Origin of the sequence: Nitratireductor sp. B36, from assembly GCF_020833685.1 — a bacterium.
Taxonomy (GTDB): Bacteria; Pseudomonadota; Alphaproteobacteria; order Rhizobiales; family Rhizobiaceae; genus Nitratireductor.
On record NZ_JACKZY010000001.1, the window covers coordinates 367,538 to 389,566 of the forward strand.

General features: G+C 60.9%; 19 protein-coding genes and 1 tRNA gene. 3 read left to right on the plus strand and 17 right to left on the minus strand.

Features of this window, described 5'->3' with window-relative positions; translation table 11 throughout:
* The first annotated feature begins 19 nt into the window (after positions 1–19).
* Positions 20–169 (plus strand): hypothetical protein, encoded by a 150-nt coding sequence (locus H7H48_RS01805; protein ID WP_229447112.1) that lies wholly within the window; start codon positions 20–22, stop codon positions 167–169.
* A 399-nt stretch (positions 170–568) separates the two neighbouring features.
* Here the strand turns inward: H7H48_RS01805 and H7H48_RS01810 are convergent.
* Positions 569–653 (minus strand) — tRNA-Leu (locus H7H48_RS01810).
* A gap of 184 nt (positions 654–837) precedes the next feature.
* Between H7H48_RS01810 and lipB the strand changes: the two genes are divergently transcribed.
* Together lipB and ggt are read left to right on the plus strand one after the other, a co-directional pair.
* Positions 838–1,554 carry a lipoyl(octanoyl) transferase LipB gene (gene lipB, locus H7H48_RS01815; protein ID WP_229447113.1) on the plus strand — a complete coding sequence of 239 codons (717 nt, stop codon included), beginning with the start codon at positions 838–840 and terminating at the stop codon, positions 1,552–1,554.
* Between the two features lie 139 nt (positions 1,555–1,693).
* Positions 1,694–3,454 (plus strand): gamma-glutamyltransferase, encoded by a 1,761-nt coding sequence (gene ggt, locus H7H48_RS01820; protein WP_229447114.1) that lies wholly within the window; start codon positions 1,694–1,696, stop codon positions 3,452–3,454.
* 413 nt (positions 3,455–3,867) lie between these two features.
* Here the strand turns inward: ggt and H7H48_RS01825 are convergent, their stop codons facing one another.
* The 16 genes from H7H48_RS01825 to nuoF all read right to left on the minus strand — a co-directional run bounded on the left by H7H48_RS01825 (position 3,868) and on the right by nuoF (position 22,029).
* Positions 3,868–4,554 (minus strand): ABC transporter ATP-binding protein, encoded by a 687-nt coding sequence (locus tag H7H48_RS01825; protein WP_229447115.1) that lies wholly within the window; start codon positions 4,552–4,554, stop codon positions 3,868–3,870.
* The gene (locus H7H48_RS01830; protein ID WP_229447116.1) at positions 4,554–5,867 is read right to left on the minus strand and encodes a lipoprotein-releasing ABC transporter permease subunit; all 1,314 of its coding nucleotides are present in this window, start codon (positions 5,865–5,867) and stop codon (positions 4,554–4,556) included. Before H7H48_RS01830 ends, H7H48_RS01825 begins: the two co-directional genes overlap by 1 nt.
* A 47-nt stretch (positions 5,868–5,914) precedes the next feature.
* Entirely contained in the window at positions 5,915–7,246 is a 1,332-nt protein-coding gene (proS, locus tag H7H48_RS01835; RefSeq protein WP_229448066.1) for a proline--tRNA ligase, read from the minus strand.
* A 460-nt stretch (positions 7,247–7,706) separates the two neighbouring features.
* Positions 7,707–7,976, minus strand: a complete 270-nt coding sequence (locus H7H48_RS01840; RefSeq protein ID WP_229447117.1) for a DUF1467 family protein — start codon at positions 7,974–7,976, stop codon at positions 7,707–7,709.
* 9 nt (positions 7,977–7,985) lie between these two features.
* Complete coding sequence (gene mce, locus H7H48_RS01845; protein ID WP_229447118.1) at positions 7,986–8,390, minus strand: methylmalonyl-CoA epimerase; 405 nt, start codon at positions 8,388–8,390, stop codon at positions 7,986–7,988.
* A 52-nt stretch (positions 8,391–8,442) separates the two neighbouring features.
* The gene (locus tag H7H48_RS01850) at positions 8,443–10,146 is read right to left on the minus strand and encodes a ribonuclease J (RefSeq protein ID WP_229447119.1); all 1,704 of its coding nucleotides are present in this window, start codon (positions 10,144–10,146) and stop codon (positions 8,443–8,445) included.
* A gap of 13 nt (positions 10,147–10,159) precedes the next feature.
* Complete coding sequence (locus H7H48_RS01855; protein ID WP_229447120.1) at positions 10,160–10,984, minus strand: biotin--[acetyl-CoA-carboxylase] ligase; 825 nt, start codon at positions 10,982–10,984, stop codon at positions 10,160–10,162.
* Positions 10,985–10,987: 3 nt separating this feature from the next.
* Positions 10,988–12,424: an NADH-quinone oxidoreductase subunit NuoN gene (nuoN, locus tag H7H48_RS01860; RefSeq protein WP_007007892.1), complete on the minus strand. Its 1,437-nt coding sequence runs from the start codon at positions 12,422–12,424 to the stop codon at positions 10,988–10,990.
* 15 nt (positions 12,425–12,439) lie between these two features.
* Positions 12,440–13,954 (minus strand): NADH-quinone oxidoreductase subunit M, encoded by a 1,515-nt coding sequence (locus H7H48_RS01865; protein ID WP_229447121.1) that lies wholly within the window; start codon positions 13,952–13,954, stop codon positions 12,440–12,442.
* A gap of 3 nt (positions 13,955–13,957) precedes the next feature.
* Positions 13,958–15,943 (minus strand): NADH-quinone oxidoreductase subunit L, encoded by a 1,986-nt coding sequence (nuoL, locus tag H7H48_RS01870; RefSeq protein ID WP_229447122.1) that lies wholly within the window; start codon positions 15,941–15,943, stop codon positions 13,958–13,960.
* A 10-nt stretch (positions 15,944–15,953) separates the two neighbouring features.
* A complete protein-coding gene (gene nuoK / locus H7H48_RS01875) occupies positions 15,954–16,262 on the minus strand; it encodes an NADH-quinone oxidoreductase subunit NuoK (protein ID WP_025030250.1) in 309 nt (102 codons plus the stop codon).
* A 5-nt stretch (positions 16,263–16,267) separates the two neighbouring features.
* Positions 16,268–16,888: an NADH-quinone oxidoreductase subunit J gene (locus tag H7H48_RS01880; protein ID WP_229447123.1), complete on the minus strand. Its 621-nt coding sequence runs from the start codon at positions 16,886–16,888 to the stop codon at positions 16,268–16,270.
* A 121-nt stretch (positions 16,889–17,009) separates the two neighbouring features.
* Positions 17,010–17,501 (minus strand): NADH-quinone oxidoreductase subunit NuoI, encoded by a 492-nt coding sequence (gene nuoI, locus H7H48_RS01885; protein WP_065817666.1) that lies wholly within the window; start codon positions 17,499–17,501, stop codon positions 17,010–17,012.
* Between the two features lie 43 nt (positions 17,502–17,544).
* Positions 17,545–18,588, minus strand: a complete 1,044-nt coding sequence (gene nuoH / locus H7H48_RS01890) for an NADH-quinone oxidoreductase subunit NuoH (protein WP_065817667.1) — start codon at positions 18,586–18,588, stop codon at positions 17,545–17,547.
* Between the two features lie 6 nt (positions 18,589–18,594).
* Positions 18,595–20,676, minus strand: a complete 2,082-nt coding sequence (gene nuoG / locus H7H48_RS01895; protein WP_229447124.1) for an NADH-quinone oxidoreductase subunit NuoG — start codon at positions 20,674–20,676, stop codon at positions 18,595–18,597.
* Between the two features lie 48 nt (positions 20,677–20,724).
* Positions 20,725–22,029: an NADH-quinone oxidoreductase subunit NuoF gene (gene nuoF / locus H7H48_RS01900; protein WP_229447125.1), complete on the minus strand. Its 1,305-nt coding sequence runs from the start codon at positions 22,027–22,029 to the stop codon at positions 20,725–20,727.

The window sequence follows — 22,029 nt, forward strand, 5'->3', positions numbered from 1 at the left end:
ACAGCATGAAACGGTTGTTATGTTTCTGGATTTTCTAAACACGCTGGCTTTGTTGATTTCCTTTGTGGTGCTCTCCACCGCTGCAGTGGAGTTTCTCTCCCGGATGATCAGCCGCATCTACCTTGGCGGATATCCCGGCCCTCTTGCACACGATCATCCCACCATCTGAACGTAGGAGTTGCCAGATGGTTCGGCGATGACCGGAATTTGGTTGCTCCAACAAAAAATCTTCCTCGACGCAAATCGAAGAAGATTCCTTGTTCGCTCAATCGATGATCGAGAGCGAAGCGCCCCACCCATCGCCCCCAACGGTCGGGACGCCCCTCGTTAGCACGCATACAAACCACGTGAATTAACACAGGTTAAGTTTGGGGAGGTTTGCTGGGGATGGTAAATTGACGACGCGGTTGCGGACCTTCCGGTCCATAAGCCAAGCCAGCCGCTCGTCAACTCGGCGACTGGTTGAACCGATGCGTTACGCGTATGGTTTTGACCTGGGGCAAGCTCAAATGACCTGAGGAAAACTCAAACCCAAGTCATCACAGAATATACTCTTTGGAAGAGAGCTTGGTGCGGTCGAGAAGACTCGAACTTCCACGGGTTGCCCCACAGCGACCTCAACGCTGCGCGTCTACCAATTCCGCCACGACCGCACGCAGCTGGAGGCCGGTTCACACCGGCACCGGGCATGTAGCAAATCGGATTTCGGGAAACAAGCGCCCTTCTTCAAAAAGACGAAAAAAATCACCGGAACCCGCAGGGACGCGGTGCACTGGACCTGCAACCAGTTTGTCTCCATATGTGTCGGGCAGTTTCAGTACCTGACGGGATGATGCGATGAGCGAACGCGGCCAGATCGATACGGAATTCCTGCCGCGCGTGGCGGGTGCGCCCGTGGAATGGCGAATCGAACCGGGTTTGACCGATTACGAACAGGCCGTCGCCTTCATGGAAGAGCGAGCCGGCCTGATTCGCGAAGGGAAAGCGCCTGAGCTCGTATGGCTGGTGGAGCACCCGCCACTCTACACAGCAGGCACAAGCGCCAACAGTGCAGACCTGCTCGAAGCAGGCCGCTTTCCCGTCTACAAGACGGGGCGTGGTGGCGAATACACCTATCATGGGCCGGGCCAGCGGGTCGCCTATGTGATGCTCGACCTCAAGACCCGTCGCGAAGACGTGCGCGCCTTCATCGCAGCGCTGGAGGCGTGGATCATCGCCACACTCGAACGTTTCAACGTGAAGGGCGAACGCCGAGAGGATCGCGTCGGTGTCTGGGTTGCGCGGCCGGACAAGCCGCCCTTGCCCGGAGGCCTGCCTGCCGAAGACAAGATTGCTGCCATCGGCATCCGCCTCCGACGCTGGGTGAGTTTTCACGGCATCTCAATCAACGTCGAGCCGGATCTGGCTCATTTCGGCGGTATCGTTCCCTGCGGTATAAGCGGCTACGGTGTCACCAGCCTGGTCGATCTCGGTCTGCCGGTGACGATGGAGGATCTCGACCTCGCGCTGAAGGCCGCTTTTGCCGAAGTATTCGGCCCCGCGGAAAGCCTTTGACGACTGGGCGAGGTCCGGCATGAATATGAACAGGCAGGGTGCGAACGGCAAGTCGCTTGCAGTTGCGCCACACTAGGCTTGAGAGCGTATCGGCGATCCGTATCAGGATCTACGGCGCTCTGACGAAGGAGCGCCAAAAATGCGATTATCACAGGCTTTTGGGGCCTTTGCCCTCATTTCCCTCTCCATGGCCACGCCTGGAGCGTTTGCCCAACAGGCAACAGACGCCCACGCCCCGGAAAGGGCCAGCGGGGTTACAAACAAAACGACAGTCCACGCAAAAGAGCAGATGGTGGCTGCTGCCAATCCGCTTGCAGCGGAGGCCGGTCTCGATATCCTGCGCAAGGGCGGGAGTGCGGCCGATGCACTGGTGGCTGTTCAGACGGTTCTTGGCCTGGTGGAGCCGCAATCTTCCGGCATTGGCGGCGGTGCGTTCCTTGTCTGGTATGATGCTGAAACCGGCAAGGTGACGACCTTCGATGGGCGGGAAACCGCGCCTGCTGCGGCAACGCCAGAGCTCTTCCTCAATCAACAGGGTGAGCCGCTTGCCTTCTTCGACGCCGTGGTTGGCGGACGCTCGGTGGGCACCCCAGGCGTGGTGCGTTTGATGGAAACCATCCACAAGCGGGCCGGGAAGCTTGAGTGGCAAACGCTTCTTGAACCGGCGATCCGGCTGGCGGAAGAAGGCTTCACCGTTTCGCCGCGGCTTCACGCGCTGATAGAGGAAGACAAGGGCCGGCTGGACACGCAACCTGCCGCCCGTGCTTATTTTTATGACAAGGATGGCGATGCGGTCGCGGTCGGATCGATCCTGAAAAATCCGGACTATGCCGCAACACTGAAACGAATTGCCGAGTATGGAGCCGATGGGTTCTATAGGGGGCCGGTCGCCGAACAGATTGTGGCCGCGGTGAAAGCACATGACGGCAATCCGGGGCTTTTGACGCTTGATGACCTTGCCGGGTACGCCGTGAAGGAGCGTGAAGCGGTGTGTGCTCCCTATCGCGACCTTGAGGTCTGCGGAATGGGGCCACCCTCCTCCGGCGCCCTGACCGTCGGGCAAATTCTAGGCATGGTTGGCACATTCGACCTGGGTAGTCTTGGACCTGAAGATCCCGAAAGCTGGCGCATCATTGGCGATGCAACGCGTCTCGCCTTTGCCGACCGGGGCCGCTACATGGCCGACAGCGATTTCGTCAAAATGCCGAAGGGGCTTCTCGACCAGGAATATCTGAAAGCGCGTGCGGCACTGATCCGCCGTCCCACCGCCCTTGGTGCGGATGACGTAAAGGCTGGAGATCCGCCATGGGATAAAGCCGAATTCCGCATCGACGGCATGAGCCTTGAACAGCCCTCGACATCGCATTTCGTTATTGTCGACAAGGCGGGCAACATCGCCTCGATGACGACATCGGTGGAAAGCGCTTTCGGCTCACGCAAGATGGCCGCCGGTTTCATCCTCAACAATCAGCTCACGGATTTCTCGTTTGCGCCTGAAGCCGATGGTGAGGCCGTGGCCAACAGGGTGGAACCAGGCAAACGTCCACGCTCCTCCATGTCGCCGACCATCGTTCTCAAGGACGGCAAGCCGCTCCACGCGCTTGGCTCGCCCGGCGGTAGCAACATCATACCCTATGTCGCGAACACGATCATCGCGCTGACAGACTGGGGCATGAACATGCAACAGGCCATCGACCTGCCGCATCTGACAAATCGTTTCGGCACCTACACGCTGGAAGCCGGCACCGAAGCCGAGGAGATGCAGAACGATCTCGATGCACTCGGCTTCAAGACATCCATCGGCGACCTCAATTCCGGCCTGCACGGCATCACTCTCACTCCCGACGGCCTGGAAGGGGCTGCCGACCCGCGCCGCGAGGGCGTGGCTATCGGCGACTAGCCAACAGCGTGGTTGTGATAGAACAGGGCCGGTCTGAACGGCAAAACTTCATGGGAAGTAAAGCAACCCAGATCGAGAGGCGGGCCTTCCCGCCTCTTTTGCATTCGGGCGGTGCCTGACATGACGCATGGCACCGGCAAGCATCAAATGGCGCCGATCACCACAGCCGCCATCATGATAAAGGAACTGACGGCAACGAGCGAGACGACATCCTGGACAAGATCGGTCATTTATCCCTCCTGATCACTTTATAATCCCTTTATGTTCTATTTTTGTTCTATCGTCAAGCGCGATAGAAGGCGCCTCTTCCGGGCCTGGCAATCAGGGTTTACGTGGGGTTAATTCGCAAACAGACGTTCAGAAGCCCCTCGGTCGTCCGGAGGCTATCGACACGCGGGGACGCTGCTGATGCGTTACCCGGTCCAGGCGACGACCTTGCCGCCGCTCAGCGTGACGACGCGGTCCATCCGCGCGGCCAGTTCATGATTGTGGGTAGCAATCAGGGCTGCGAGGCCTGACTGACGCACAAGCGCCTCAAGCGCGTCGAACACATAGCCTGCCGTCTTGGGGTCGAGATTGCCGGTCGGCTCATCCGCGAGAAGAATACGCGGAGCGTTGGCGACAGCGCGGGCAATGGCCACTCTTTGCTGCTCGCCACCCGACAGTTCTGCTGGTCGGTGGCTCGCCCGGTGACCGACCCGCAAGTAATCGAGAAGCTGTCCCGCACGCGCCTTCGCCTCGGCCGGCGCCATGCCGGTGATCATCTGCGGGATCATGATGTTCTCTTCTGCAGAGAACTCCGGCAGCAGATGATGGAACTGGTAGACGAAGCCGATTTCGTTGCGACGGATCGCGGTGCGCGCATCATCCGACAGCTGGCCACACGCCTGACCTCCGACGATCACCTCTCCAGAATCCGGTGCCTCAAGCAGCCCTGCCAGATGCAGCAATGTCGATTTTCCGGCCCCTGAGGGAGCGACCAGTGCCACCATCTCGCCCGGGTTCAGGGAAAACGCAGCATCCTTGAGAATGGTGAGCCGGCCCTCGCCTTCGCGGTAGCTGCGCTCAATGCCCTTCAATTCGAGAATGGGTGCCGCCATCAATCATACCTCAGAGCATCGACCGGATCGAGCCGGGAGGCCCGCCAGGCAGGAAAGAGCGTTGCCACGAAGGACAGGACCAGCGCCATGATGATAACGGCCACCGTCTCGCCCGCTTCCATCTTGGCCGGCAACTGGCTCAGGAAATAGAGTTCGGGATCGAAGATCGTCGTGCCAGATAGCCAGGAGAAGAACTGGCGGATCGATTCCACATTCCAGCAGATAACGACACCGAGGATCACGCCGGCAAGGGTGCCGGCAACGCCGATCGCAGCACCGGTCATCAAGAAGATGCGCATGATGGCGCCGCTTGTCGCGCCCATGGTGCGAAGGATCGCAATATCGTGACCCTTGTCCTTCACCAGCATCACAAGGCCGGAAATGATGTTGAGCGCAGCAACAAGCACGATCATCGTCAGAATCATGAACATGACGTTGCGCTCCACTTCGAGCGCAGAAAAGAAGGTGCTGTTGCGCTGGCGCCAGTCGGAGAGAAGGATGGGGCGCTGAGCGGCCTCCTCGACCTTCGGCCGCAGCGTGTCCACGGCATCGGGATTGTCGACGAAGAGTTCGATCGACTGCACGAGCCCCTCCGCATTGAAATAGAGCTGCGCCTCCTGGAGCGGCATGTAGATGATGGAGGAATCGTATTCCGACATGCCGATCTCGAAGGTCGCAGAGATCGGATAGGTTTTCACGCGCGGCGTGGTGCCGAAGGGGGTGATGTCGCCCTCGGGGGCGACCAGCGTCACGGAATCGCCGACCGTCAGGCCGAGATTCTGCGCCATGCGCGAGCCGACCGCCAGCCCTTCGCCGGCCGCGAAGCCGACCAGCGAGCCGTCCTTGATGTTGTCGGAAACCAGCTCGAGACGGGACAGGTCGTCAGCACGCACACCGCGGACCACAGCGCCGGTTCCCGCTCCGCTGCGGCCGGAAACGAGAACCTGCCCCTGCACCATCGGCATGGCAAGACGCACGCCCTCAACGCCCTCAATTCGGCTGGCGACAGCCTCATAATCATCCATCGGCATGTCGATCGGCTGCACGATGAGATGGCCGTTGACGCCCAGAATGCGGGTCAGCAGCTCGGCACGGAAACCGTTCATCACCGCCATCACCACGATCAGCGTTGCCACACCCAGCATGATGCCGATGAAGGAGATCGAGGCGATCACCGAGATCACCGTCTCTTTCCGGCGAGAGCGAAGGTAGCGCCAAGCGATCAGCCGCTCGAAACGGGAGAACGGTCCGGCACCCAAGGGTTTCCCGGGCGCGCTCTGCGCGGCTTCTCCGCTGGTGGCGGCTTCACTCATGGCTTGACCTCAAAGGCTGTTGCTCAGACGAATATCGCAGCACCGCCTCATGCGGGGCCCGGAGCGAGACGGTTGAGCGCATCCGCGACCGACAGGGAGAGACGCTCTCCGGAAGCTCGGTTCTTGAGCTCCACCTCGCCATTGGCGACACCGCGCGGGCCGACCACCAATTGCCAGGGAAGACCGATCAGATCTGCAGTGGCGAACTTGCCACCGGCGCGCTGGTCCGTATCGTCGTAGAGCACATCCTTGCCCGCGGCCTGCAGCTTTCCATAAAGCTCTTCGCAGATGCGGTCGCAGGCCTCGTCGCCCACCTTCATGTTGATCAGACCCACATCGAACGGGGCGACGCTCTCCGGCCAGATGATGCCGTTCTCGTCATGGCTCGCCTCGATGATGGCCGCCAGAAGGCGGCTCGGACCAATACCGTAGGATCCCATGGACACATGATGCTCCTTGCCGTCCGGACCGGTGACGGTTGCGTTCATGGGCTTGGAATACTTGGTCCCGAAGTGGAAAATATGGCCGACTTCGATGCCGCGCGCAGAAACCTTCTCATCTTCGGGAATGGCGTCCCAGGCGGCTTCGTCGTGCATCTCGTCGGTCGCCGCATAGGGCGTGGTCCAGGTGGTGACGATGTCGGCGATTTCCGCGTCATTGCTGAAATCGACATCCGCGCCCGGCACCTGCAGTTCAAGGAACTCCTTGCGGCAGAACACCTCGCTCTCGCCGGTGGAAGCCAGAATGATGAATTCGTGGCTCAGATCACCGCCAATGGGGCCGGTGTCGGCGCGCATCGGGATCGCCTGCAGCCCCATGCGGGCAAATGTGCGCAGATAGGCAACGAACATGCGGTTGTAGGCGGCCTTTGCGCCCTCGAAGTCGAGATCGAAGGAATAGGCGTCCTTCATCAGGAACTCGCGCGAACGCATCACGCCAAAGCGCGGGCGCACCTCGTCGCGGAACTTCCACTGGATGTGATAGAGATTGAGCGGCAAATCCTTGTAGGACTTCACGTAGGACCGGAAGATGTCCGTCACCATCTCCTCATTGGTGGGGCCATAGAGCATCTTGCGCTCGTGCCGGTCGGTGATGCGCAGCATCTCCTTACCGTAATCGTCATAACGCCCGCTCTCCATCCACAGATCGGCAGACTGGATGGTGGGCATCAGGATTTCCTGAGCCCCTGCCCGGTTCTGTTCCTCGCGGATGATCTGATTGACCTTGTCGAGAACGCGCTTGCCCAGCGGCAGCCAGGAGAAGCTTCCGGCGCCCTGCTGGCGGATCATACCGGCGCGCAGCATCAAACGGTGCGAGACGATTTCGGCCTCACGAGGGGTTTCTTTCAGGATCGGCAGGAAATAGCGCGACAGTCGCATAAACGTATCCATGGAAGCGGCTCGAGAGAGCCTGTTCGGAATCAAGATGACAAACGGTTCAAGGCCGGTGTCTTAACCATTTCGCAACGGAATGAAAAGCCGCAGCCATATGGCCGCCCCGTGCTCCGTTCTTCAAAACCGCCGCCGCAGAGCAATTTGATAACAAAGCATTTCAAAGGCAATTTTCCTCGTGACATTTCGTCTCAACTTGCTCTATGGTGCCCTCCCATAACAAGAGGGTGGAGCTGAAATTCATCCTCATTACGCGGTCAAAGTCTTGGGAGGATGCGGTCCAGGCGCGGTAACTCGCAGCCGCCGACGATGATACGGCAAAGGATCGGACGCGTTGAGTTAGCAAGGCCTTTTGGCCTTGCATTTTTTTTGGGGGAAGCCCCATCCCCTGCTTCTCTGGATAAACGGATCCCCCTAGCCGGGCGGGATAAGACTTTCGCAGCCAGCGTCAGTCGAATTTCGGCACGACCCTTGGAATATCGTCGAAAGAGTATCCGAGCCCACGCGTCAGCAGGATCAACAACCCACAGATCAGAAGCGCGATGATCGTCGTGCGAACCAAGGCGCGCAGCATGTGCGGCCCGCGCGGCGCGCTCTCGGTGGTGCCGAGCGTCACCTCACCGTCTTCTTCCTGCGTGCGCAGACCGAACGGCAGTGCAATGAAAAGCACCGTCCACCAGACGATGAAAAATACGGCAAGAAGAGAAACCCAGCCCATCGATGAACCTCAGACCTGTTCGAGTTCGACAAGGGTGCCAGTAAAGTCCTTGGGGTGCAGGAAGAGGACCGGCTTGCCATGGGCACCGATCTTCGGCTGTCCGTCTCCAAGAATGCGTGCGCCATCCGCTTTTAGCCGGTCGCGCGCGGCGATGATGTCGGCCACCTCATAGCAGATATGATGCATGCCGCCGTCCGGATTTCTCGAAAGAAAGCCGGCAATCGGCGAGCCCTCGCCGAGCGGCTCCAGTAGCTCGACCTTGGTGTTGTCGAGTTCGATGAAGACCACCGTGACACCGTGCTCGGGCAAGGCCTGCGGTGCGGAAACCTTCGCGCCCAACGTATCGCGATAAAGGGCCGACGCCTTCTCAAGATCAGGCACCGCGATCGCCACGTGATTGAGCTTTCCGAGCATCGGCCTTTCTTCTCCTGCAAAGCGGCGGGCTGTCTGGCGCCCCGCCCTTTGCTTATTGCGTGACGAAGACCGTCACAATGGGCTTTTTGCCCCATGCGGCATTTGCCGCATTGCGCACGGCGCGCCGAACCGATTCCGACACCAGGTCGAGATCCTTGCGGCGGTTGCGCGGAATGCTGCGCAAAGCACCGGATGCCGCGTCCAGCATGATGTCCTCGAGAAGCTCTCCCCGCGCATCACGCTCGGCCACTCCGATGGCGACGATATCGGGGTCGCCATCGAGATTGAAGCGCTCATCAAGCACAACGTTGAGCACGACATGGCCGGCATAGGAGAGCTTGCGGCGATCACGGATGCCCATCTCCTCGTCGTCCCCCAGAAGCCGGCCGTCCTTGAAGAAACGCCCATGCGGAACCTCGCCGATGATCTCGGCCGGTCCGGGGGCAAGGCGCAGCATGTCGCCATTGCGCACCTGTGTGACCTCTGGAATGCCTTCCATGGCGCCGAGCGAGCCCTGCGCCACCAGATGCGCGGCCTCGCCATGCACCGGCACGAGGATCTGCGGCCTCACCCAGGAATACATCCGCTTCAATTCGCTGCGGCGGGGGTGGCCGGAGACATGAACCAGCGCGTCGTCATCCTCGATGATCTCGATGCCCATCTCGATCAGACGGTTCTTGGTTTCAAGAACCGCCTTCTCGTTGCCGGGAATGAGACGCGAGGAATAGACGACCGTGTCGCCTGCCGTCAGCGCGACATTGCGCATCTCGTCACGGGCGAGTTTGGCGAGTGCGGCGCGGCTTTCGCCCTGGCTCCCGGTGCACAGCACCACGACCTTGTCGCGCGGGACGTGCTGGAATTCGTCCTCGTCCAGATACTCCGGCAGGCCGTCGAGATAGCCAAGCTCAGTCGCCACATCGATAACGCGTTTCATGGAGCGACCGAGCACAAGAAGCTGGCGGCCGGCATCGCGCGCGGCCTCCGCAATGGAGCGGATGCGCCCGACATTCGAAGAGAAGGTGGTGACGACGACACGGCCCGATGCCGCCTCGATCACTTCCTTCAGCCCTTCGCCCACAGCTTGCTCGGTCGGGGATTCGCCTTCGCGCATCGCATTGGTGGAATCGCAGACCAGCGCCAGAACGCCTTCATCGCCGATCGCGCGGAAGCGTGCCTCGTCGGTCTTGGGACCGATGGCGGGAGCCGGGTCGATCTTCCAGTCGCCCGTATGCACCACCCTGCCGAGCGGGGTTGTGATGGCGAGCGAAACCGGCTCGGGAATGGAGTGCGCGACGGCAACGGCCTCGATGCTGAACGGACCGATCTCGAAGGTTTCGCCGGCCCTGAAGATCTTCACCGGCACATCGGGCGCACCGGATTCGGACTGGCGCTTGGCCTCCAGAAGCCCGGCGGCAAAAGGCGTCATCCAGACATCGGCCTTGAGCAGCGGCCAGAGATCGAGCACCGCGCCGTAGTGATCTTCATGCGCATGGGTGATGACGATCCCGCGCAGCCGGTCGACCTCGCCACGGATAAAGCTGATGTCGGGCAGAACCAGATCGACGCCTGGAAGCTCCGGCCCCGGAAAGGTGACGCCGCAATCGACAACGATCCATTCGCGCTTTCCCGCGGGCCCGAACCCATAGAGGCCAAAATTCATGCCGATCTCGCCGACACCGCCAAGCGGGCAGAAAACCAGCTCGGCATTCTTCAGATCGCCGCTCTTGGCCGGCTTTTTTGTGCTGGAACGCGCCATGGGTCCCCTTCTCTTAATCTGCCTGCGCAGAAGCAACCGCGCCGAAATGCACGTCGCCTGCTGCAATTCTCAACAATGAACCGTCCGCTTCGCGGATAACGAAGCGACAGGCTTCGTCGATGGTCTCGAATGTGCCGCGCGCCACGCGGCCGTCGACACGGATGGACACCTGGGTGCCAAGCCCCGCCGCTCGCTTGAGCCAGCGGTTGCGAATGGCATCGAGCCCGCGCCCGCCGTTCCAAAGGCGACTGTTATCGACCCAGGCGTCCGAAAGCGCAAGGAAGAGGTCGCCTGCGTCACCGCCGAACCCCAGAGCCCTGAGCGAGGTGGCCGGGTAAGGCGTGTTGTCCGGGTGGGAGACGACATTGACGCCGATACCAACCGCAATGGCAAAGCGGCCATCGGGCAGGATGGTCGATTCCAGCAGAATGCCGGATAGCTTCGCCCCGTCGGCCAGAACATCGTTGGGCCATTTGAGTGCAAAGCGCCCACCGGGCAAATCGCCACTATCGGCAGCAACGGCGATGCGCTTTTCCGGCACGACCGCCAGAAGCGCATCGGAGAGGGCGAGCCCGGCAACAAAGCCGAGCGTGGCCGCCATCGCCGGCTCGAAATGGCCGACATTCAGAAGCGTTGCGGCAAGATTGCCGGGCGGTGTCGCCCATTCACGGCCGCGACGCCCTCGTCCACTCTCCTGCCTGGAGGCGACTACCCAGAGATTGCCTGGATCGCCGGCGCGCGCATGATCGAGCGCCAGCGCATTGGTGGAGCCGACGCTCTCATGGGCTTCCAGCCGATAACCGGCCGTTTCCGCCGACGGCGCCAGACGAAAGGCCATGACCTAGAAGAAGGTCTTTGCGGCAGCCTCGGCAAAGCGCCCGACGGGGCCACCGATCAGAACGTAGAGCAGCACAAAGGCGCCCGACAGGAGCATGACGAAGCGCAGTTCGCCCGCCATGGGCTGGAAGCCGCCCGCCGATTCGTCGAACCACATGATCTTGATAACGCGCAGATAGTAGAATGCGCCGACCACGGAGCTGACCACACCGATCACTGCAAGCGCATAGAGCTTGGCGTCGATGGCCGCGAGGAACACGTACCATTTTCCCCAGAAGCCCGCGAGCGGCGGAATGCCCGCCAGCGAGAACATGAGAATGGTCATGATCGTCGCCATCATCGGGTTGGTGGACGAGAGGCCCGCCAGATCGTCGATCTGTTCGACATTCGCGTCATTGCGGCGCATGGCCAGGATGACGGCAAACGTGCCGAGCGTCATGGCCAGATAGATGAGCATGTAGATCGCCACGCCCTTGACGCCGGCCTCGGAATTCGCGGCAAGCCCGACAAGCGCATAACCCACATGACCGATGGAGGAATAGGCCATGAGGCGTTTGATGTTGCGCTGGCCGATGGCCGCGAAAGCGCCAAGGATCATGGAGGCAATCGCCACGAACACGATGATCTGCTGCCAGTCGCTGGCGATCGGCTCGAACGCGCCCATGGTGACACGCACCAGAAGCGCCATGGCGGCCATTTTGGGCGCTGCCGCAAAGAAGGCGGTGACCGGGGTGGGAGCGCCTTCGTAAACGTCCGGCGTCCACATGTGGAAGGGAACAGCGGAAATCTTAAAGGCGAGCCCCGCAAGCACGAAAACGAGACCGAAGACGAGACCGAGCTGACGCTCCGCACCCGTGAGCGTTGCAGCGATGACGTCGAAGCCGGTGTTGCCGGTGTAGCCGTAGACCAGCGAAATGCCGTAAAGCATCATGCCCGAAGAGAGCGCGCCCAGAACAAAGTATTTCAGGCCCGCCTCGGTAGAGCGCGCGCTGTCGCGGTTGATGGCGGCAACGACATAGAGTGCGAGCGACTGCAGCTCGAGGCCCAGATAGAGCGCGATCATGTCATTGGCCGAGATCATCAGCATCATGCCGAGTGTGGCCAGCATGATGAGAACCGGGAACTCGAACTTGTCGAACTTCTCCGCCTTGGCAAAACCGACCGACATGACGAGCGTCACAACGGAGCCGACCAGCGTCAGGATCTTCATGAAGCGGGCGAACGCATCGCTTACGAAGGCGCCGCCGAAGGCGCGGCCATCGGCCGGGAAGATCACCATCAGCGCAATCACGGCGACCAGAAGCGCGACCGCAAGACCGGTGACGGTGGAATTGGCACGGGGGCCGGAAAAGACACCGACCATCAGGAGCGCCATAGCGCCCACCGCCAAGATCAGCTCCGGCGTTGCAAGGATCAGGCTTATCGTCAGATCAGGCGTCATTCGCTTTCAATCCGTTTACTGCGCGGCAGCCGTTGCCGCTTCCCGTGCCATGTCGGCCGACAGGGAGACATTGTTCACAAGTGCTTCGACCGAAACCGCCGTCGCATCGAGGATCGGTGCCGGGTAGACACCGAAGAAGATGACCAGCACCACCAGCGGGTAGAGAATGAGCTTCTCGCGCGCGGACAGGTCGAGCATGCCCTTCAGGCTTTCCTTGGTGAGCGAGCCGAAGATCACCCGGCGATAGAGCCAGAGCGCATAACCCGCCGACAGGATGACGCCGGTGGTGGCAAAAAGCGCGACCCAGGTGTTGACCTTGAACACCGACAGAAGTGTCAGGAATTCGCCAACGAAGCCGCTGGTGCCCGGCAGGCCAACATTCGCCATGGTGAAGATCATGAACACGGTGGCGTATTTGGGCATGTTGTTGACGAGGCCGCCATAGGCCGCGATCTCGCGTGTGTGCATGCGGTCATAGATGACGCCGACACACAGGAAGAGCGCGCCCGAGACGAGGCCGTGCGAGAGCATCTGGAAGATCGCGCCCTGCACGCCCTGCTCGTTGATGGCGAAAATGCCCATGGTGACGAAGCCCATATGGGCGACCGAGGAATAGGCGATCAGCTTCTTGATGTCCTCCTGCATCAGCGCCACCAGCGATGTGTAGATGATGGCGATCACCGAAAGGGTGAAGACCAGAGGAGCAAGATCGATGGAGGCGACCGGGAACATGGGCAGCGAGAAGCGCAGGAAGCCATAGCCACCCATCTTCAACAGGATGCCCGCAAGGATGACCGAGCCTGCCGTAGGCGCTTCAACGTGCGCGTCGGGCAACCAGGTGTGGACCGGCCACATGGGCATCTTGACCGCGAAGGAAGCGAAGAAGGCCACCCATAGCCAGTATTGCATGCCTTCGGGGAAGACGTGGGTCAGAAGCGTCGGGATATCCGTCGTTCCGGCCTGCCAGTACATCGCCATCATGGCGAGCAGCATCAGCACGGAGCCAAGCAGCGTGTAGAGGAAGAACTTGAAGCTCGCATAGACGCGCCGCTTGCCGCCCCACACACCGATGATGATGAACATCGGGATGAGGCCCGCCTCGAAGAAGACATAGAAGAGCACGATGTCGAGCGCGCAGAACACGCCGATCATGAGCGTTTCCAGGATCAGAAACGCGATCATGTATTCCTTGACGCGGTGCTCCACCGCCTCCCAGCTTGCCAGAACGCATAGCGGCATGAGGAAGGTTGTCAGGATGACGAACAGCATGGAGATGCCGTCGACACCCATGTGATAGGAAATGCCGGAGCCCAGCCATTCCTGCTTTTCGACCATCTGGAAACCGGGCGTCGACGCATCGAACCCGATCCAGATGAAGAGCGACAGGACGAAAGTGAAAACCGTCGTCAGAAGAGCGACATTGCGAATGTTGCGGCGCGCACCGGCACCGTCCTCCCGGATCAGGAGGATGAGAAGCGCACCCACCAGCGGCAGGAAGGTGACCGTGGAAAGAATTGGCCAGTCGGTCATGGCTTAGAACGTGCCTCCGAGCATCATCCAGGTAACGAGGGCCGCAACGCCGATGAGCATGGCGAAGGCGTAGTGATAGAGAAAGCCGCTCTGCAGCTTGACGATCCGGTTGGTGACATCGACCACACGGGCCGAAATGCCATCCGGGCCGAGACCGTCGATGACCATTCCGTCGCCCTTTTTCCAGAGGAAGTGGCCGAGGCGCTTGGCCGGACGGACGAACAGGAAGTCATAGAGCTCGTCGAAATACCACTTGTTGAGCAGGAAGGCGTAGAGCCCGCTGAACTGCTGGGCAAGCCGCTTGGGACGCTCTGGCGACCGGATGTAATAGACCCAGGCGACATAGAGGCCGAGAAGCATGGCAACGAACGGGGCGAGCTTCACCCAGACGGGGACGTGATGGAACTCTTCCAGCATGTGGTTGTCGGGCAATGTGAAGAGCGCGCCCTTCCAGAAGTGCTCGTACTCATGGCCGACGAAGAACTCTTTGAAGGCAACGCCGGCAAAGAGTGCGCCAACGGCCAGGATGAACAGCGGCACAAGCATGACCAGCGGCGATTCATGCACATGATGCATCACATCGGCGGAAGCGCGTGGCTTGCCGTGGAACGTCATGAAGATAAGGCGCCACGAATAGAAGCTCGTGAACACCGCCGCGACGGTGAGCAGGATGAAAGAGAACACGGCGAAATAGTTCTCTGCCGCGAATGCGCCTTCGATGATCGCATCCTTGGAGAAGAACCCTGCCGTGCCGATGACCGTCAACGGGATGCCCACGCCCGTGAGCGCGATCGTGCCGATGATCATCATCCAATAGGTCTGCGGGATCAGCTTCCTGAGACCGCCCATCTTGCGCATGTCCTGCTCGTCGGAAACGGCATGGATAACCGAACCGGACCCAAGGAACAGGAGTGCCTTGAAGAAGGCGTGCGTGAACAGGTGGAAGATGGCCGCGCTGTAAAAGCCGGTGCCAAGCGCGACGAACATGTAGCCGAGCTGCGAACAGGTCGAATAGGCGATGACGCGCTTGATGTCGTTCTGCACCAGACCGACGGTCGCGGCGAAGAAGGCCGTGAACGCGCCAACAAAGGTCACGACGGTGAGAGCCGTGTGCGACAGTTCGAAGATCGGCGACAGACGCGCGACCATGAAGACACCGGCCGTCACCATGGTGGCAGCGTGGATGAGCGCGGAGACCGGGGTCGGGCCTTCCATGGCGTCGGGCAGCCACGTGTGCAGCGGCACCTGCGCCGACTTGCCCATGGCGCCCATGAACAGAAGAAGGCAGATCGCCGTCAGCGCGCCGCCCTTGTCGAGCGCGTAGCCGAGGAAGGTCAGCACCGGCTCTCCAGCCTCTGCGCCTTCAGCGGGCAGATAGGTGGCCGCATTGGCGAAGATGGTGCTGAAGTTCACCGAACCGAACAGCATGTAAACGCCGAAGATGCCGAGCAGAAAGCCGAAATCGCCGACACGGTTGACGATGAAGGCCTTCATGGCCGCGGCATTGGCCGAGGGCTTCTTGAACCAGAAGCCGATCAGGAGATAGGAGGCCAGGCCCACGCCTTCCCAGCCGAAGAACATCTGGACCAGATTGTCCGATGTCACCAGCATGAGCATGGCGAAGGTGAAGAGCGACAGATAGGCGAAGAAGCGCGGCCGATGCGGATCGTGGTGCATGTAGCCGATCGAATAGATGTGCACCAGCGCCGAGACCGTGTTCACCACGATCAGCATGACGACGGTCAGCGTGTCGACGCGGATCGCCCAGCTCACATCCAGATTGCCCGAGGTGATGAAGGCCAGAAGCGGCACGGTGAATGCCTCGCCGCTGCCCATGGCCATCGTGAAGAAGGCCACCCAGGACAAAAGCGCGGCAATGACCATGAAGCCGCTGGTGATCAGCTCGGATCCCTTCGCGCCGATAGAGCGGCCGAACAGCCCGGCGATCAGAAAGCCGATAAGCGGGAGAAATACGATCGCTTGATACATGGCCGTATGCTCAGCCCTTCATCATGTTGATGTCTTCGACGGCGATGGTGCCGCGATTGCGGAAGAAGACGACGAGAATGGCAAGACCGATCGCAGCTTCCGCCGCCGCGACGGTGAGAACGAATAGCGCGAAAACCTGTCCGACGAGATCTCCCAGAACCGAGGAGAAGGCGACGAAGTTCAAGTTGACCGCAAGCAGGATGAGCTCGACCGACATCAGGATGATGATGACGTTCTTCCGGTTCAGGAAGATGCCGAACACGCCAAGCGTGAACAGGATGGCCGAGACGGTCAGATAGTGTGCGATGCCGATTTCCAGCATGATCAGAGGCCCTCGCCCGTTTCGACTTTCTTGATTTCAATCGCCGTTTCAGGCGTGCGCGCCACCTGGACAGAGATGTTCTGCCGCTTGACGTTTTCCTTGTGGCGCAGCGTCAGCACGATGGCGCCGATCATGGCCACCAGAAGCACCATGCCGGCGATCTGGAAGAAATGGATGTAATCGGTGTAGAGAATGTCGCCGAGCGCTGCCGTGTTGTGGCGCACATCGATCGGCGGCGTGGGCTGGGCAACCTCGCCCGAAAGCTCCGGCGCGAAGGCGTAACCGCCGAGAACGATGATCAGCTCTGCGGCCAGGATGATGCCCACCAGCGCACCGACCGGCGCATATTGCAGTGCTCCGCGCTTCAATTCGGCGAAATCCACATCCAGCATCATGACGACGAAAAGGAAGAGCACGGCGACCGCGCCCACATAGACGACAAGCATGATGAAGGCGAGGAACTCCGCGCCTGTCAGAAGGAAGAGACCGGCCGAGTTGAAGAACGCGACGATCAGAAAGAGCACCGAATGCACGGGATTGCGTGCCGCGATGACCATGAAGGCCGCCGCCACGGTGAGAAAGGCGAACAGATAAAAGAAAATCGCCTCAAGTCCTGTCAGCATGGTTCCCTCGGTACCTAGCCTGCCACGGCAAACGCCATGGCTTTTCAAAAAACCCGGCGCGCCGGGCATTCACGATGCTTCGTTTAGACGGGTGCCCTGCCCCCGTCCACAGGTCAAACCGTCACCGGTATGGTGCATCCAGCGCGATGTTGCGCGCCAGTTCCCGCTCCCAGCGATCGCCATTGGCGAGCAGCTTGTCCTTGTCGTAGTAAAGTTCCTCACGCGTTTCCGTCGCGAATTCGAAATTCGGCCCCTCGACGATGGCGTCCACGGGGCAGGCTTCCTGGCAGAAACCGCAATAGATGCACTTCACCATGTCGATGTCGTACCGCACCGTGCGGCGCGTGCCGTCATTGCGGCGGGGCCCCGCCTCGATGGTTATCGCCTGGGCCGGGCAGATCGCCTCGCACAGCTTGCATGCAATGCAGCGCTCTTCGCCATTGGGATAGCGACGCAGCGCATGCTCGCCACGGAAGCGCGGGCTGACCGGGCCTTTTTCATGCGGATAGTTGAGCGTGTATTTCGGCGCAAAGAACTGCCGCATGGACAGGATGACAGCCCCGACGAACTCTTTGAGAAGCAGCGATTTGGCTGCCTGTGCAAGCGCACTCATCGATTTTCTCCGAAGCGGTTTTCAGGGATGAAAAAGGTCATGGTCATGCCATCCCCGTGAATTTCAGGAAGGCCGCGGTGGCAACGACCATGAAGAGCGACAGCGGCAGGAACACTTTCCAGCCAAGGCGCATCAACTGATCGTAGCGGTAGCGCGGCACGAACGCCTTCACCAGCGCGAACATGAAGAAGACCATGCACATCTTCAACACGAACCAGATCACACCCGGCACCCAGGTGAAGGGCGCGAAGTCGAGCGGCGGCAGCCAGCCACCCAGGAACAGGATGGTGGTGAGCGCGCACATCAGGACAATGGCCACATACTCGCCGAGGAAGAAGAGCAGGAACGGCGTCGAGGAATACTCGATCATGTGACCGGCCACGAGCTCGGATTCGGCCTCCACCAGATCGAAGGGAGGACGGTTCGTCTCGGCCAGCGCCGAGATGAAGAACACGATGAACATGGGGAACAGCGCCAGCCAGTTCCAGTCGAGGAACGTGTTGGGCAGGCCAAGCATGGTGCCGAGACCGTCACCCTGCGCAAGCACGATGTCGGTCAGGTTGAGCGAGCCGACCGTGAGCAGGACGGTGACGATCACGAAGCCGATGGAGACTTCATAGGAGACCATCTGTGCCGCCGAACGCAGCGCGCCGAGGAACGGATATTTCGAGTTGGAGGCCCAGCCGCCCATGATCACGCCGTAGACTTCCAGCGAAGCGATGGCAAAGACGTAGAGAATGCCGATGTTCACATTGGCAATCGCCCAGCCTTCATTGACCGGGATCACCGCCCATGCGGCAATCGCCAGAACCGAAGCAACGACTGGTGCCAGAAGGAACACGCCCTTGTTGGCTCCCGATGGGATCACCGGCTCCTTGAAGACGAACTTGAAGAGGTCGGCAAACGCCTGGAACAGGCCCCACGGGCCGACCACGTTCGGGCCACGGCGACGCTGCACGGCAGCCCAGATCTTGCGGTCGGCATAAAGAATATAGGCGACGAAGATCAGGAGGATGACGATCATCGCCACCGACTGCAGAAGGATCAGAAGCCCCGGAAGGACGTAGGTTGAAAAGAAGGTATCCATTCGTCTCTACTCGGCCGCCTGTTTTACGTCGCCGCGCGCCAGCGCCGAACATTCAGCCATCACAGCCGAGGCACGGGCGATCGGGTTGGTGAGATAGAAATCCTTCACCGGCGAGGTGAAGGGAGCCTTGGTAAGCCGCCCGCCAAGCTTGGCGAGTTTCTCGACATCGCCCGCATCGGCTGGCGCAACCGTGTCGATGGCCGCGAAATGCGGGAATTCGGCATAAAGGGCTGCGCGCAGCGCGGCCAGCGAATCGAACGGAAGCTTGTGGCCGAGCACATCGGACAATGCCCGCAGGATCGCCCAGTCTTCCTTGGCCTCGCCCGGCGCGAAACCGGCGCGGTTGGTCATCTGCACCCGGCCCTCGGTGTTCACATAGGTGCCGGACTTCTCCGTATAGGTCGCAGCCGGCAGGATGACATCGGCGCGGTGTGCACCGGCATCACCATGGGTGCCGATATAGACGGTGAAGGCCTCACCGATCGCGTTCATGTCGATCTCGTCGGCGCCGAGCAGGAAGAGCACGTCCATCGCGCCCATCATGCCCTTCACGTCCTTGCCATCTTTACCGGGCACGAAGCCGAGATCGAGACCGCCGACGCGGGACGCCGCCGTATGCAGCACGGCAAAACCGTTCCACTCGGCAGACACTGCCTTGACCGATCCGGCAAGCTTTGCCGCAAGGCCGAGGATCGCCGCACCGTCAGAGCGGGCCAGAGCCCCTTGCCCCACGATGATCATCGGCCGCTTGGCCTTCTTGAGGACCGAAGCGAACTTGCCCTTGCCTTCGGCCAGTTCCTTTAGCGTTTCGGCCCCGGCACCGAGCATGTCGTAATCATACCGCAGGTCACCCATCTCGCCGATGACGCCAATGGGGAAATCGCCCATGCGCCAGCGCTTGCGGATGCGGGCGTTGAGAACCGACGCCTCGAAGCGCGGATTGGCGCCGATGATCAAAAGCGCGTCGGCGTCCTCGATGCCCTCGATGGTCGGGTTGAAAATGTAGCTCGCACGACCAAGCGCCGGGTCGAGTACCGCCCCGTCCTGACGACAATCATAATTCGCCGAACCAAGCGACTGCATCAGCGATTTCAGCGCATACATTTCCTCGACGGCGGCCAGATCGCCGGCAATGGCGCCGATCTTTTCCGGCTGGGCCTTCGATACGGCCTTGGCGATGGCATCGAACGCCTCGGGCCAGGTGGCCGGCTGAAGCCGCTTGCCCTTGCGCACATAGGGGCGATCGAGACGCTGTGTTCTGAGGCCGTCCCACACGAAGCGGGATTTGTCGGAAATCCATTCCTCGTTCACCGCCTCGTTGATGCGCGGCAGGATGCGCATGACTTCGCGGCCACGCGTATCAACACGGATGGCCGAACCGACCGCATCCATCACGTCGATGGACTGGGTCTTGCTGAGCTCCCACGGACGCGCCTGGAACGCATAGGGGCGCGAGGTGAGCGCGCCCACCGGGCACAGGTCAATCACATTGCCCTGAAGCTCGGACGTCATCGCCTCTTCGAGATAGGTGGTGATCTCGGCATCCTCGCCACGGCCAATCAGGCCGAGCTCGGAAATACCCGCCACCTCGGTGGTGAAACGGACGCAGCGCGTGCAGTGGATGCAGCGCGTCATGATCGTCTTGACGAGCGGGCCGATATATTTGTCTTCGACGGCGCGCTTGTTTTCCCTGTAGCGGGACGAATCCACGCCGAAGGCCATCGCCTGATCCTGCAGGTCGCATTCGCCGCCCTGATCGCAAATCGGGCAATCGAGCGGGTGGTTGATGAGCAGGAACTCCATCACGCCTTCGCGGGCCTTCTTGACCATCGGCGTGTTGGTGAAGATTTCGGGCGCCTCGCCATTGGGGCCGGGGCGCAGATCGCGCACGCCCATGGCGCAGGATGCGGCCGGCTTGGGCGGCCCGCCCTTCACTTCCACCAGACACATGCGGCAATTGCCTGCGATCGACAGACGCTCATGGAAACAGAAGCGCGGCACCTCCGCGCCCGCCTCCTCGGCGGCCTGCAGCAGCGTGTAGTGATCGGGTACCTCGATCTCCGTGCCGTCGACTTTCAATTTTGCCATGGTCGCTGTCCGCTTACCTCTCGCCCCTTACGGAGCAAACCTTCACTTTTATTCCGCCGCCACCAGCGCCGGCCGGGCCTGATGCGCGTTGCGGGTGAACTCGTCGATGCGCCGCTCGATCTCCGGGCGGAAATGACGCACGAGACCCTGGATGGGCCATGCAGCCGCATCGCCAAGGGCGCAGATCGTGTGTCCTTCCACCTGCTTCGTCACGTCAAGCAGCATGTCGATTTCATGTTTCTGGGCCTGGCCTACGACCAGACGCTCCATCACGCGCCACATCCAGCCGGTGCCCTCGCGGCACGGCGTGCACTGGCCGCAGCTCTCGTGCTTGTAGAAATAGGAGAGCCGCGCAATCGCCTTCACGATGTCGGTGGACTTGTCCATCACGATCACGGCGGCGGTGCCGAGACCGGACTTCAGTTCGCGCAGGCTGTCGAAGTCCATCGGCGTATCGATGATCTGCTCCGCCGGCACCAATGGCACCGAAGAGCCGCCCGGAATGACCGCCAGAAGATTGTCCCAGCCGCCACGGACGCCGCCGCAATGGCGCTCGATCAGCTCGCGGAACGGGATCGACATTTCCTCTTCCACCGTGCACGGATTTTCCACGTGTCCGGAGATGCAGAAAAGCTTCGTGCCCTTGTTGTTCTCGCGCCCGAAGGAGGAGAACCACGATGCGCCACGGCGCAGAATGGTCGGTGCAACGGCGATGGATTCGACGTTGTTCACGGTCGTCGGGCAGCCATAGAGGCCGACATTCGCAGGGAATGGCGGCTTGAGGCGCGGCTGGCCCTTCTTGCCTTCAAGGCTTTCCAGCAGCGCGGTTTCCTCACCGCAGATATAAGCACCGGCGCCGTGATGGACGTAAACGTCCATGTCCCAGCCGCATTTGTTGTTCTTGCCAAGCAGGCCCGCTTCGTAACACTCGGCAATGGCACGCTCGAGCGCCTCGCGCTCACGGATGAACTCGCCGCGCACATAGATGTATGCGGTGTGGGCGCCCATGGCGAAGCCGGCGATCAGGCATCCCTCGACCAGCGTGTGCGGGTCGTGGCGCATGATGTCGCGGTCCTTGCAGGTGCCAGGCTCCGATTCGTCGGCATTGACGACGAGATAATGCGGGCGGTCGCCCGGTTCTTTCGGCATGAACGACCATTTGAGACCGGTCGGGAAGCCGGCGCCACCGCGCCCGCGCAGGCCCGACGCCTTCATCTCATTGATGATCCAGTCGCGGCCCTTGTCGATCAGCCCCTTGGTGTTGTCCCACAGGCCGCGCGACTGCGCGCCCTTCAGGGAACGGTCGAACTGGCCGTAAATATTGGTGAAGATGCGGTCTTTATCCTGGAGCAT